Source organism: Paracoccus sp. pheM1 (assembly GCF_018499825.1).
GTDB classification, from domain to species: domain Bacteria; phylum Pseudomonadota; class Alphaproteobacteria; order Rhodobacterales; family Rhodobacteraceae; genus Paracoccus; species Paracoccus versutus.
Genome location: NZ_JAGXCX010000001.1, coordinates 2,752,984 through 2,765,731 on the forward strand (window position 1 = coordinate 2,752,984; position 12,748 = coordinate 2,765,731).

A 12,748-nucleotide genomic window follows, 5' to 3' on the forward strand; every position below is an offset into this window, starting at 1 on the left:
CAGCGATCCCAGGGGTTGCGCAGGCAGCAGATGCCCGGCAAGGCCCGGCAAGACCCGGCCGGTTCCGACGCATTGCCGGCGTGGCGGCCGCGCTCAGCCCGACAGTGCCGCCGCGTCGAAGCCGCCGTTGCGCCACAGTTCCAGCGCCTGGCTCAGCGCCGGGCCGGGCATGCCGTCCGCCGGGCCCTGAAACAGTCCCGCCCGCGCCAGGCGGCGTTGCAGCGCGCTCAGCGTCTCGGGGTTCCAGTTCCCGCCCTGCTCGGCCAGCTCGCGCAGCAGGCCGCCATCGTCGGACGCGACGCCCAGCAGCAGCTGCACCGCCGCGCGCGAGGGGTCGCGGGGGATGCCGCGCCCCTCGTCCAGCAGCACGGCCGCGGCGCGGTGGCCGCGCGGCTCGCCCTCGCGCGCCGCGCGCTCGAACAGCGTCCGGGCGTCGCCGGGATCGCCGAAGCGGCCCTCTTGCGCCAGCACGCCCAGGTTGAAGGTGGCGATCGGCGACCCGGCCTGTGAGGCCTGCTGCATCAGCGTGATGCCGCGCTGCTGGTCCTGGGCGCGGGGGCTGTCCAGAAGCGTCACCGCCAGGTTGATCGCCGCATCGGCGCTGCCGGCGGCGGCCGCCCTTTCGTAAAGCGCCAGCGCGCCGGCCGGGTCAGGGGCCACGCCGTCCCCGGTTTCCTTCAGCAGCGCCAGGCTGACCATGGCCCGCAGGTCGCCGCGCCCGGCCGCGGTTTCGTAAAGCGCCACTGCCTCGGCGCGCAGGCCGGCCGCCGCCGTCGCCCGTGCCAGCAGCGCGACATATTTCGCCTGGCGGGGGTGAAGCCGGCTCGCCTCGTCGCAGGCATGCATCGCCTCGACGGCGTTCTGCGCCAGCAGCTCGTAGGAGACGCCGGGCGTGGTCTCGGTCCCGTCGCGCGGATGGGTCGCCAGCAATTCACAGCGCCGGGCGGGGCCGGGATCGGCCTGCGCCGAAAGCTCGGCCAGCAGCCGCCGGGCCTCGCCGATATGCGGCCCGTCGGGATAGCTGCGGGCATAGCTTTCCAGCAGCGGCTTCAGCCGGCTGCGCCGCGCCAGATCCCACAGCTGCTCGCCCGCCGCGCCCTCGGCCTCGGGCCCCATGCTGCGCCGCGCCTGGCCCGTGCGTGAGGGATCCTGCGCCAGCAGCGCCAGCACCTCGCCGACATGGCTGCCGTTGGGATAGCGCTGCAGGTAAAGCCGCAGCAGCGCCGGATCGGCGGCGCGGACCGAGACCTGGTAGAACAGCGTCTCGGGCGAGGCGGTGGGCGGGCCGTCGGCAAAGCGGAACCGCCGGGTCAGCGCCGAGGCGTCCCAGGGGATCTGCTGCCCGCCGGTCCGCGCCATCACGTCCTTGCGCACCGAGATCATCATCTCGCCGATGTCCTGGGCGGGGGTGTGGATATGGCTCAGCAGCGCCTCGGTGAAGGTGCCGTTGCGGCCGGCGCCGTCAAAGGCCACCGCGCCGGGCTGGGTGGCATAGGCGATCAGGAAATCCGCGGGGCTGCCGATCCGGGCCAGTCCGCGGCCGGCGCCGGCAAGCCGCAGCGGATTGTCGCCGCAGGCGTCCAGCAGCACGATCTTGACCCCCGGCGCCCCGGCCATCGCCCCCAGCACCTCATCCAGCGCCACGGTGCGCTCGGTGGCCTGGTCCAGCCGCTCCAGTCGGAAATCCCGCGGCAGCAGATAGTTCCGGTCGGCGACCTGAAAGGCATGGCCGGCATAGTAGAACAGCGCCACCTCGGCGGTCTGCGCCGCCGCGCCGAACTGGCCGATCAGCGCCCGCATCTGCGCCTGGTCGCTGTCCACGCCCAGGATCACCTGGAAGCCCAGGTCGCGCAGCGCCGCGGTCATGTCCTCGGCATCGTTGGCGGGGTTGTCCAGCGCCGGCACGCCGCCATAGGCGGCATTGCCGATCACCAGCGCCACCTTGGGCGCCGCCGCGGCCTCGGCGGCCAGGAACAGTGCCGCGACTAGCGCGGCGAGGATGAGGGCGGGCCTAAAGCCCGACCGCGCGCACCAGGACGGCATCGGCTTTCTCGACCGTGGCAAGGATCAGCCCCTCCTGCCGGGCATGGGCGCGGGCCAGTTCGGGGTCTTCGACCCGCAGCAGCGCGATCTGCTTGACAATCTCGGCCCGCGCGCCGGCGATGGCCTGGCTGGCCTCGCGCAGGGCGTCGCCGCGGATGGCGCGGCGCTCGGTATCGCTGCCGGCCGTGGCCAGCCGGTCCATCGCCCGGCTGCGCGCCGCGCCGATCTCGGCGCTGGCCTGGCGCAGGATGGCCGAGACCGTCTGCATCGAGGGCGGCAGTTCCGCCGAAAGCTGGTCCAGCGCGCTGGAATAGCGGTCCAGCGCCCGCGACAGGCAGGCCAGCATGTCCTCGGCCTGGCCCTCGTGCTGGCTGCAGGCGTCGATCATCTGCGACACCTCGTCCGACAGGGCGGCAAGCCGGGCCAGCCCGTCCTCCTGCACGCCGCCGCCGTCTGTGATCAAGGGCGGATCGGTCGGCAGCGTGACCGGAAGGGGCAGGGGGCCGTCCGTGGGGTTCGGCAGCCCGGTCTCCGGCAGGGTGTTCTGCGCGATGGGCAACCCCCTGGCCGTGCCGGGGCTGAGGATCTGCAAGGTGCCGGGGGCATAGGTGATGGCATAGTTCGCCTCGGCCCCCGCCAGCATCCGCGCGTCCGCGGCGGTGATGCCGTAGGCGCCCGGCGGGCTTGCCGCGGCGGCATCGCTGGCCAGCAGGACGTCGGTGATCGCGTCGCCCTGGGCCAGGGTGCCCGCGATCAGCGCCCAGTCCAGCACCGGCGCGGTGCCGAAGCGGGCCGCGGCGTCGCGGGCGCCGATGGTGATGGCGCGGCGCAAGACCTCCAGCGCGCCCTCGGCATAGGTGATGATGTAATTGCCGGTCGCATCGCCGCCCGCGCCCTCGATCCGGGCGCCGCCGGCACCGATGACATAGGGCGAGCCGGCGACCCAGGCCCCGGCCGCCGCGCCCTCGCTGGCCAGGTCCAGCGCGGCCAGCCGGTCGTCATAGCGCAGGCCCGTCGCGGTGGCGTCCCCGACCAGCAGCCGGCGCTCTTCGCCATAGGTCTTGCTCAGGTCGTTGGCCGAGACGGTCAGCAGCGCGCGGTTGATGGTCAGGCTCGCCGCCGAGGCGATGATGCGATAGCCGGTCCCTTCGGCCGAGGTGACGCTGCCCGCCGTCTGGATGGGATAGGTTCCGGCATTGCGCACGCCCGCCGGCAGGCCGAAGATCCCCGCGACCAGGGGCTGGTCGCCGAACAGGTAGCGGCCCAGCCCATGCACCGTGCCGCCGGGCGTGGGCAGGGCGTCGCCATAGGTCGCGGACAGCGGCGCGAGTTCGGCCCAAAGCACCGGGTCGATGCTGTAGAGCTGCGGATAGGCGCCATTGCCGCCCGGCGCCCAGGTGGTGGTGAAGCTCCAGCCCGTCGCGCGGGCCATGAAGCCCGCCGTGTCCTGCAACTGCGCCGTGGTCAGCCCGCTGCCGCCGGCGGATTGCTGCTGCCCGCTGGCCTGGCGGTCCCAGAACGAGGCGGTGGTGCTGCCGGTGCCCTCGCCCTCGTCATTGGCCCCGACCAGCCCGCCGATGCGCAGCAGGCCCGCCGCGGCCGTGGAACTGATCCGGCCCGCCGCATGGGTCCGCGCGATGCCGCCGGCGTTCGAGCCGACCAGCCCGCCGATGGTCGCGGGCAGGTTGCCGGAATAGGTCACGGGCGCCAGCGCATAGGCATCGGCGATGCTTCCGTCGTTCCACCCCGCCAGCCCGCCCAGGGCCGAGCGCGGGCCGTCCAGCGCCTCGGTGCCGTCCAGCGCGACCTCCAGGCTGCCCGAGGCGCGGGCGCGGGCGATGGTGCCCAGGTTCCAGCCGACCAGCCCGCCCGCCGCCGTCACCGCATTGCCCGAGACGCTGACGGCATTGTCGGCAAAGGCATCGGCGATCTCGCCCTCGTTCGCGCCGGCCAGGCCGCCGATCTCGGCGATGCTGTCGCCCTCGGGCAGGCCGGACAGGACAAGGCCCAGCCCGCCCAGAGCATAGGCGGCGCCGATGGTGCCCTCGTTCACGCCGACCAGCCCGCCGGCCCGGACATAGCCCGCGGTGTCGAGGTCCATGGAAACGTCGCTCCAGGCGTCCGAGATGGCGCCGCTGCTGGTGCCGGCCAGGCCGCCCAGGGCCAGCAGGCGGATGGTCCCGACATCGTCCTGCGACAGGGTGATGCCGCCGCTGGCCGAGGCCCCGGACAGGTCCGCCGCGTTCTCGCCCACCAGCCCGCCGATGATCCAGTTGCCGTTGTCGGTCTGGGAGATCTGCGCGGCGGCGGTGGAATCGGCGATGCTGTCGCCCTCCTGGGTCAGCCCGACCAGCCCGCCGATCCGCGAGGCGGGGGCGAAGCCTTCGCTGTTGTCCTCGGATCCGTCGAAGCCGGAATCGATGCTGCCGGCATAGCGGCTGCCGGTGATCGTCATCCCGCCCAGCGATTGCCCGACAAGGCCGCCGGCCAGGATCACGTCGCCCCAGCCGTCCGCCTCGCCCGCAAGCGCCAGGGCGACGCGGGATTCCGCATCGGCGATGCGGCCGTCGCCGAACAGCCCGGCCAGGCCGCCAAAGCTGGCGCTGCTGACCGAATCCTCGCCCATCTCGGCCGCGATCCGGCCGGCGACCAGCACGTTCTCGATCACGTTGGGCGCGCTGCCCGCCTGCGTCTCGCCGACCAGCCCGCCCGCGACGGGGGCGAAGCTTTGCCGCGCCTCCAGCGCGATGTCCAGCAGGCGCAGGTTCTGGATCGTGGCGCCAGCGATGATGCCGAAAAGCCCGCCCGGCCCCGAGGAGACCACCTGCGCCAGCCCGCTGATCGCATGGCGCCCGCCCGCCGCCGTGGCGCCATCGAGGCTGCCCGAGAAGGGGGTGCCGCGGCTGCCGATGGGCCGGAACCCTTCGCCCAGGTTCCAGCCGGCCGTGCCCGTTGCGGCGATGTCGGCCCCCAGCGCGTAATGCGCCCCGGCATAGCCGGCCGAGCCGATGCCCTGAAGCCCATAGGCATCGGTAATGACATAGCGGCTGGCGGCGGTCCCGGCGCCGCCCGTCGCCCGCAGGAAGCCCGCCGTGTCGGAAAGCGCGAAATCGCGCGCCGCAAAGCCCGGCAGCGTGGCCGCGACCTGCCGCCATTGCGAGGCGCCGTTCAGGCGGAAGCTGTCCACCGAGACGCCCGCCGCCGCCGTGACCAGCGGCGCTTGCAGGTTCAGCACCCCGGCCGGCCCCTGCACCGGCGCGTTCAGCGCGATGCCTTCGCCCGCCGCCAGGTTCAGCGCCGTCGCGCCGCCCCAGCTCAGCGCGCCCAGGGTGGTAAGGCCGGCGCCGGCGGTCAGCGACAGCTGGCCCGGCCCGCTCCAGCTCATCGCCGCATTGACCAGCAGGTCGTTGTCGGCGCGCAGGTCCAGATGGCTGGCCGCGCCGGCGGCAAAGGTCAGGGTCATCGGCGTATCGACGACCAGGTCGCCGGCATCGTCGCCCTCGCCCGCGGTCGAGAGGATATAGTGGCCGGGGTCCAGCAACATGCCATAGATGTCCGTTACCAGCACATGCGTCGGATCGTCGGGGTCAAAGGTCTCCTCGTCGACGATGCGCAGGTTCTGCGGGTCGAACAGCACCGTCCCCGGCCGGCCGCGGGGGGCCGAGACCCGCACGTCGGAACTGCGGATCGCCAGGGCGCCATGGCTCGAGATCTCGGCAAAGCCGCCGTCGCCGCCCATGTCGCCGCCGCGCGCCGACACGCCGCCGGCCAAGCGGGTATGCTCGTCCGACCAGACGATGATCCGCCCGCCATCGGCACGGCCGATGCCGTCGGCCAGCAGCCGCGTGCCGGCGTCCAGCGTGGTGCGGCGCGCCCGCGGCAGGCCGGCCCCGCCGCGATAATCGCCGCCGACGCGGATCAGCCCGCCGCCGCCGGTGCCGCTGGCATCCAGTACCGCGCCCTCCAGCGCGATCTCGGCGCCGGTGACGGTGATACTGCCGCCGCGCTCGGGCCGCGCCGCCGGCCGCGCGGCGCTGACCGGAGGGGCCGCGGCGCGCCGGCCGCCGCTGGCATCGACCCGGCCGGCGATGCGCACCCGGCCGCCGTCGCCGCCGCCCAGCACCACCCGCCCCGAGCGGCCCGAGACGGTGCGCGCCTCGGTCACGCCGGTCAGGTTGATCGCATGGCGCGCGGCATGGCGCGCCGTCGCCGCCTCGATCTCGATCACGCCGCCATCGGCCGAGATGCGGCCGTGCTGCCGGACCAGCGCCATGGCGTCGCCGTCCTCGGCCGGGGGCAGGGCCACCGACAGGAAGTCGTCGCCCGAAAGGTTCAGCACCGCCCGCCGCCCCGCGCCCAGCCCCACCGTGCCCAGCGGCACGCGGATCGTGCCGCTGTTGGCGACCCGCCCGCCCAGCAGTGCGGCATAGCCGCCGGGGATGATGTCGATGCGGCCGCGATTCTCGGCGCTGCCGGGCCGGTCGCCGGAAAAGCGCAGCCGGCCGGCGGTGAAATCCTCGTTCGAGATGTCCAGCGTCGAGCCGACGAAGCCCGCGGTGGCGATGCGCCCCTCGCGCCCGACCAGGATGCCGTTGCGGTTGACGACGAAGACCTGGCCGTTCGCGCCCAGGAAGCCGTCGATCCGGGTCGGGCTGTCGCCGGTCACGCGGTTCAGCAGCGCCGCATCGCGCCCCGGCTGATGCACCCGGACCGAGCCGCCGGCGCCGATGCTGAAGCTGGTCCAGTCGATGATGGCGCGGTCGCTTTGCTGGTCGACCCGCATGGCGCCGGGGTTCGGCGTGGTGACGCTGGCGCTGCCGCCGACCACGTTCGGCCCGCTGGGCAGGGTCTGCGCCGCCAGCGGTCCCGGCACCAGCGCGCTGCACATGAGCAGCGCCGCCCAAAGCCTGCGGCCGGGGCTAGAAGCGATAGGTGCTGACGATCGTGAAACGCGAGGGATCTTCCTGGCCATCGTCCCTGTTCCCTTTGCCGTATTCCAACCTGATGAGCGCCGAGGAATAGCTGGGATCGCGGATCAGCCGCAGATCGACGCCGATGCCGAACGAGCTGGCCTCGATGCGCGCAGCCTCGTCGACGGTGGGATTCTCCAGATGGACCGCGCCCATGGCGGCAAAGACATAGGGGCTGACCACCAGCGGGTGCCCGAAGCCCTGCGCCGGGAAATGCCGCGCCACCTCGCCGCGCAGGAACCAGCCGGAATCGCCCGAAAGGCTGCCCAGGTCAAAGGCCGACAGCCCCTCGGTCGAGGCGATGCCGAATTGCTCGCTCGACAGCAGCGGGTCGCCGAAGGCGCTCTGCGCCTGCCCCGACAGCGCCATGCTCCAGTCCTGGCGAAAGTCGCGGTCGTAGCGGAAGGACAGCTCCAGCTTGCGGAAATCCGCATCCGCGCCGGCCCGCGACAGGGGCTCGGCCGGCGTCGCCTCGGCGGCGCTGCGCGCGCCCAGGGCGTCCAGCCCCACCGACAGGACGGCCGCCATGCGCAGCGCGCTTTGGTCGGAAAGCTGCCAGTTGCCCTCGCCGGTCAGGCGCAGGACGCGGGTGCGGTCCTTGTAGATCCCGAAATCGCCGGCGCCGGTTTCCAGATCCTGCCGGTCGCGTTGCAGGTCCAGCGCCGCCGTGACCGAGATGTTGCGCTTGACCGAGCGCACCACCGGATAGAACAGCCGCAAAGACAGCCGGTCGAAATCCGAGGCCGTGGCCACGTCGCCGCTGTCCGGCCCGGCCTTGGAACTGGCCGCCTCGATCCCGAAGGTCAGCCCGTCGTTGCCCAGCGGAAACACCGCGCCGCCCGCCAGCGTGCGCAATTGCGGCCGGTCGTCCAGATAGCCCCGCTCGCCCAGCTTGGGATGGCCCGAGGCGCGCAGGTAGAACACCTCGCCCCGGCCGAGCTGGTTGTTCAGCTCGACCCCGGCGCTGAGGTTCCACCGCCCCAGCTCGCGCGAGAAGCTGTTGTCCAGCCCGACGAAGCCGGTAATCGTGCGGAATTGCGGGTTCAGGATGATGACTGTGCCGCCGGGCCGGGCGCCGGTGGACAGCGCCGATCCCAGCGCGACGCCGAACATGTCGCCCGCCAGCAGCAGCCGCCGCTCGATGTCGGGCAGGCGCAGGGTGGGGCGGTCGATCAGCGGCGCGGTCACGGCGTCCAGCCGGGCGCGCAGGCCGGGGGGCGCGGCGCTGGTGTCGATCTTCTCGACAAAGCCGTTGACCACGGTCAGGCGCAGCGGGCCGCCATCCTCCAGCGTCTGCGCCGGGATGACCACGCGCGCCAGCACATAGCCGTCGCGCACGAAGCCCGCCTCCAGATCCGAGGCGGCGGCGAAGATCTCGGACACCGCGATCCGCTTGCCGATCAGGCGCTGGCGCAGCGCGGCGATGCGGGTTTCGCTGCCGGGCAGGGCGCCCTCGACCCGGACATCGGCCAGCTGGATCGACAGCCGCTCGGCGCCCTCGGGCGCGGCCAGCCCCGGCGAGCCGCTGAACACCACCGCGCCGGTCAGCCGCTGCATCGGCGGCTGGTAGCTGTCCTGGGTGATCTGGCTTGCGGTCGGGATCCGTGTCTGGCCCTGCGCCGGCCCCGCCAGCAGGGCCGCCGCGGCAAGCGCCGCGATCGGGCCTGCCGGGCGGGCGAAGGGGCGTGGCCGGCGGATGCCGCGTCTTGCAGATGTCACGTTCCTGCCTCCCCCGAACGATGCGGCGGCAGGGATGCCGCCCCGGTTTCGTCAGCCCGTCGAAAGCGTTCTTCTTATCGGTATCCAGCCGCTGCCGGGGCGGCCCGTCGCGTCAACTCAATGCCTGGAACTCGACCCGGCGATTCTCGGCTGCCGCCGGGTCGGCGGGATTGGCCAGGAAGCGCTTGCCCATGCCAAGCGCCTCCAGCCGCGCTGCGGCGATGCCGCAATCCTGGACCAGCCAGCGGCGCACCTCTTCGGCGCGCAGCTTCGAAAGCGTCTCGTTGTAACTGTCCGAGCCCTTGGCGTCGGTATGGCCGACGATGCGGAACAGCGCCACGTCCGACTGCCGCATGGCCCCGCACATCTTTTCCAGCAGCGGGTGCTGGTCGGGCGCGATGCTGGCGGAATCGAAGGCGAAGCGGATGGCGATATTGACCTGAAGCTCGGGCGCGAACTCGCCGAAGACCACGGTGCCGCCCTCTGCCGGCGCCTCGGCCCCTGCCGGCTCGCCGCCCTGGGGGACGGCGATCATGTCCAGCCCGCGCGTCTTCTGGCCCTGGACGGTGGCGCGATACATCTCGCGCTGGGCCTCGAAGCGTTGCAGGATCTGTTCTTCGGTCAAGTCCTGCCCCTGGGCGGAACCGACCAGAAGGCAAATACCGGACAATATGGCCAAGCCGGTCCGCAGCACGGGAATCACCATAAAAAAACTGCATCCCTGAAAGATTATTTTACGCTAAACTAAAGATGTTTTCAATTCTTGCGCGATTGTTCGGGATGAGGCTGCCTTGCCCGCAAAGGATCACCCGGTGAACGGTCCCACCACCCGGCGCGGCCTGTCGGTCAGGGGCGCGGGGCTGACCCATCGCGGCACGGTGCGCGACCAGAACGAGGACGCGATCCTGGTCGATCCCTCGGGCCGGGTCTGGGCGGTGGCCGACGGCATGGGCGGGCACCGGCTGGGCGGCTATGCCGCGGACCGGGTGATCGACGCGCTCGAGACGGTCGCCGACGGCGAAGACCCTGCCGCCGCGCTGGCCGCGCGCTTTGCCGCGGCCGATGCGCTGATCGCGGTGCGCGGCCGCAGCGAGGGCGCGGTGATCGGCGCCACCGCCGTCGCGGCGGTGATCCGGCGCGGGCGGCTGACGCTGGCCTGGGCCGGGGACGCGCGGGCCTATCTGCTGCGCGAGGACCGGCTGGCGCGGCTGACCCGCGACCATTCGCTGGTGCAGGAGCTGGTCGATGCCGGCCGGCTGGCGCCCGAGGCGGCGCGCGACCACCCCCAGGCCAATATCGTCACCCGCGCCGTGGGGGCGGGGGCGGCGCCGGAACTGGCGGCGCTGGACCTGGCGGCGGGGGACCGGCTGCTGCTTTGCTCGGACGGGCTGACGCATGTGCTGGCCGATGCCGCGCTGGCGCAGGCGCTGCGCGAGACCCGGCCCGGCCCGGCGCTGGCCGCCGGCACGCCCGCCGATGCCGCCTGTGCCCGGCTGTTGCAGCAGACGCTGGCGGCGGGGGCGCCGGACAATGTCTCGGTCATCGTGGTCGACATCGGGCCGGGCTGAGATGGGCCGCCGTCCCGCCCCGCCGACCGCCCCGCCCGCGCGCAGCGCGATGCCGGGGCGCGGCCGGGCCCGCGCGCCGCGCCCGGCGGGCAGCCTGGCCGCGCCGATCATCGTGGCGATCGGCGTGGTGATCGGCGCCATCGCCTTTGCGGTCACCACCTGGTTTCTCGACAGCGCCGACCAGGCGACCGAGCTGCGCCTGTCCCGGCAAGAGGCGGAACTGGCCCTGCTGCGCGAGGCGCTGGCCGAGGCGCGGGTGGAACGCCAGGGCCTGCGCGCCGATCTGGCGCAGCTGCGCGACGACCTGAGCCTGGTGGCGAACCGCGCCCCGGTCGCGCCGCCGCTTCAGGCCGCCCCTCCGGCGGACCTGGGCGGCGAGGATTTCGAAAGCCCGCCCCCGACCGAGGCGCTGACCGAGCAGATGCGGCTGGCCAAGTCGCGCTTCAACAAGGGCATCACCCAGCCGCGCAATGCGACCATGCTGGCGATCCTGGGGCCGCCGCGCGAGAAAAAGCTACAACACCGATTGCCAGCCCGTGACCAACCCCCGCTGCGCCCAGTGACCAACCCCGGCTGCGGCGCTGATCGAGACGCGCAAGGTCGGTCCCATCACCGTGACCATGCTGAAGCCCGCGCTCGACAGCCTGGCGCGGGTGCTGGAGCGGCTGGAGCAGAGCGATCCCGACATCCATGCCAAGCTGGGCACCGCCGGCGGGCTTTGCGCGCGGCTGATCCGCGGCTCCACCCGGTCGATCTCGAACCATTCCTGGGGCACGGCCATCGACCTGACGCTGGAGGGGCAGCTCGATCCCTTTGCCGATGGCGCGACGCAGTTCGGCCTGCTGATCCTGGCCGAATATTTCAACGAAGAGGGCTGGTTCTGGGGCGCCGCCTATAACAGCCGCGAGGATTCGATGCATTTCGAGATCGGCGAGGAGACGCTGCGCAAATGGCAGGCCGAGGGGAAGCTCTGAGCGCCGCCGCCGAACGGCTGGCCGGGCCGGTGCTGGCCTATGCCGACCGACTGCCCTGGGTGGCCGAGGACATGGCGGCGCTGGCCGGCCATGCGCGGGTGCTGCTGGACCGCTTCGGGACCGAGGCGCTGCGCGCGGGCCTGCCGCCGCAGGCGGTGGCGGCGGCGCGGGCGGCGCTGGCGCTGCTCTTGCAGGATGCGGGCGCGGCCAATCCGGCGCTGCCGGGCTGGCAGGGCGCGGCGCGCGGCTTTGGCGCCATGGACGGCGCCAGCCTGGCCGAGGCGCTGCGGCGCGGCGGGGCCGAGCTGGACCCGGTGCGCGCGCTGGTGGCCGATTGCCTGGCCCGGACCGAGGCGCGGCGCCAGGCGCTGGACCGCAGCCGGCCCGCCGGCTGGGGCGCCATGCTGGCGGTGCTGGCGGCGGCCTGGCTGCTGGCCGCGCTGGCCTGGGCGCTGTGGGTCGAGACCGGGCAAAGCCGGGCGCTGGACCGGCTGTTCCAGGCCGAGGCTGTGGCGGCGGGCTTGGACCGCGATGCGCCCTTTGCCGACCTGGGCGCGCGGCTCGACCGGCTGCGGCGGGCCGAGGCGCAGGTGGCGGCGGGCATCGCGCGGGTGCGGGTGCGCCCGCTGGGCTGGCTGACTGGCCGCGATGCCGCCCGCCGCGCCACCGCTGCGCTGGCCCAGGGGCGCGCCCGCCACCTGCCGCCGGCCCTGGCCCGCGCCATCGACGCCGCCCTGGCCGGCGAGGGCGAGCCGGCCGCCGCCTATGACACGCTGCGCGCCTGGTCGGTGCTGTCGGGTGCGGCCGACTGGCAACCCGCCTGGCTGGCCGGCTGGGCCGAGGATCGCGCCGGCGCCGATCCCGCCCTGGTCGGCCTTGCCCCGCATCTGCTGGCCCTGCCGCACCGCCCCGACACCCCCATCGCGCCGCCCGATGCCGAACTGCTGGCGCAGGCGCGCGTCCTTGCGGCCGAGACGCCCGAGCCCGAGCGCGCCTTTCTGGAGCTGCGCCGCTCGGCCGAGGCGGCGGCGCTGCCGCCCTGGCACCTCTTGCAGGCGCTGCCCGCGCTGGCGGATATTGCCGAGCGCCGCTCGGGCCTGCCGCTGGACCGGCCGGTGCCGGGGCTCTACACCGCCGCCGGCTGGGACATGGCGCGCGCCCGCGGCGCGGGCCTGGCGGTCGAGGCGGCAAGGCAGGCCGGCGCGGCGCTGTTCGCCGAAGTGCCCGCCCCGCAGAACGACAGCCCCGACCGGGTGATGGCGCTGTTGCAGGGGGCGACCTTGCAGCATTGGCAGGACTGGCTGGGCGACCTGCGACTGCGCTCCTTCGACGACCGGCGGCGGGCGGTGCTGGTCTCGGGGGCGCTGTCGCGGCCGGATTCGCCCCTGGCGGCGCTGATCGCCGAGGTCTGGCGCCAGGCCGGCGGCACCGACCGCAGCCGCCCGCACGCGCTGCAACTGGCCGTCGCCGTCCG

Annotated in this window: 8 protein-coding genes; 3 read left to right on the plus strand and 5 right to left on the minus strand. The window is 73.7% G+C overall.

The genetic code is table 11. The annotated features are described in order from the left end of the window. Positions 1-93 precede the first annotated feature (93 nt). The 4 genes from KF941_RS13945 to KF941_RS13960 all read right to left on the minus strand — a co-directional run bounded on the left by KF941_RS13945 (position 94) and on the right by KF941_RS13960 (position 9,357). A complete protein-coding gene (locus tag KF941_RS13945) occupies positions 94-2,043 on the minus strand; it encodes a caspase family protein (RefSeq protein WP_214272233.1) in 1,950 nt (649 codons plus the stop codon). Further along, positions 2,012-6,931 carry a filamentous hemagglutinin N-terminal domain-containing protein gene (locus KF941_RS13950; RefSeq protein ID WP_214272234.1) on the minus strand — a complete coding sequence of 1,640 codons (4,920 nt, stop codon included), beginning with the start codon at positions 6,929-6,931 and terminating at the stop codon, positions 2,012-2,014. The genes KF941_RS13945 and KF941_RS13950 overlap by 32 nt, the downstream gene beginning before the upstream one ends. Positions 6,932-6,962: 31 nt before the next feature. Then, positions 6,963-8,732 (minus strand): ShlB/FhaC/HecB family hemolysin secretion/activation protein, encoded by a 1,770-nt coding sequence (locus tag KF941_RS13955; protein ID WP_214272235.1) that lies wholly within the window; start codon positions 8,730-8,732, stop codon positions 6,963-6,965. A gap of 112 nt (positions 8,733-8,844) precedes the next feature. Beyond that, positions 8,845-9,357, minus strand: a complete 513-nt coding sequence (locus KF941_RS13960; RefSeq protein ID WP_166435530.1) for an OmpA family protein — start codon at positions 9,355-9,357, stop codon at positions 8,845-8,847. 187 nt (positions 9,358-9,544) lie between these two features. On the opposite strand from KF941_RS13960, the gene KF941_RS13965 reads away from it, so the two are divergent. Further along, positions 9,545-10,300 (plus strand): protein phosphatase 2C domain-containing protein, encoded by a 756-nt coding sequence (locus KF941_RS13965; RefSeq protein ID WP_214272236.1) that lies wholly within the window; start codon positions 9,545-9,547, stop codon positions 10,298-10,300. Positions 10,301-10,645: 345 nt separating this feature from the next. Here the strand turns inward: KF941_RS13965 and KF941_RS28360 are convergent, their stop codons facing one another. Next, positions 10,646-10,780, minus strand: a complete 135-nt coding sequence (locus KF941_RS28360; RefSeq protein ID WP_276315850.1) for a hypothetical protein — start codon at positions 10,778-10,780, stop codon at positions 10,646-10,648. Between the two features lie 140 nt (positions 10,781-10,920). On the opposite strand from KF941_RS28360, the gene KF941_RS28035 reads away from it, so the two are divergent. Together KF941_RS28035 and KF941_RS13975 are read left to right on the plus strand one after the other, a co-directional pair. Next, entirely contained in the window at positions 10,921-11,274 is a 354-nt protein-coding gene (locus tag KF941_RS28035; RefSeq protein WP_240540428.1) for a M15 family metallopeptidase, read from the plus strand. Next, on the plus strand, positions 11,250-12,748 hold a 1,499-nt coding region (locus tag KF941_RS13975), incomplete at its 3' end, for an ImcF-related family protein (RefSeq protein WP_240540307.1). The genes KF941_RS28035 and KF941_RS13975, both read left to right, overlap by 25 nt.

Excerpts from the sequence above, each read along its gene's own strand:
- KF941_RS13945 (WP_214272233.1), bottom strand. The coding sequence starts at position 2,043 with ATGCCGTCCTGGTGCGCGCGGTCGGGCTTTAGGCCCGCCCTCATCCTC.
- KF941_RS13950 (WP_214272234.1), bottom strand. The coding sequence starts at position 6,931 with ATGTGCAGCGCGCTGGTGCCGGGACCGCTGGCGGCGCAGACCCTGCCC.
- KF941_RS28360 (WP_276315850.1), bottom strand. The coding sequence starts at position 10,780 with ATGGTCGCATTGCGCGGCTGGGTGATGCCCTTGTTGAAGCGCGACTTG.
- KF941_RS28035 (WP_240540428.1), top strand. The coding sequence starts at position 10,921 with ATGCTGAAGCCCGCGCTCGACAGCCTGGCGCGGGTGCTGGAGCGGCTG.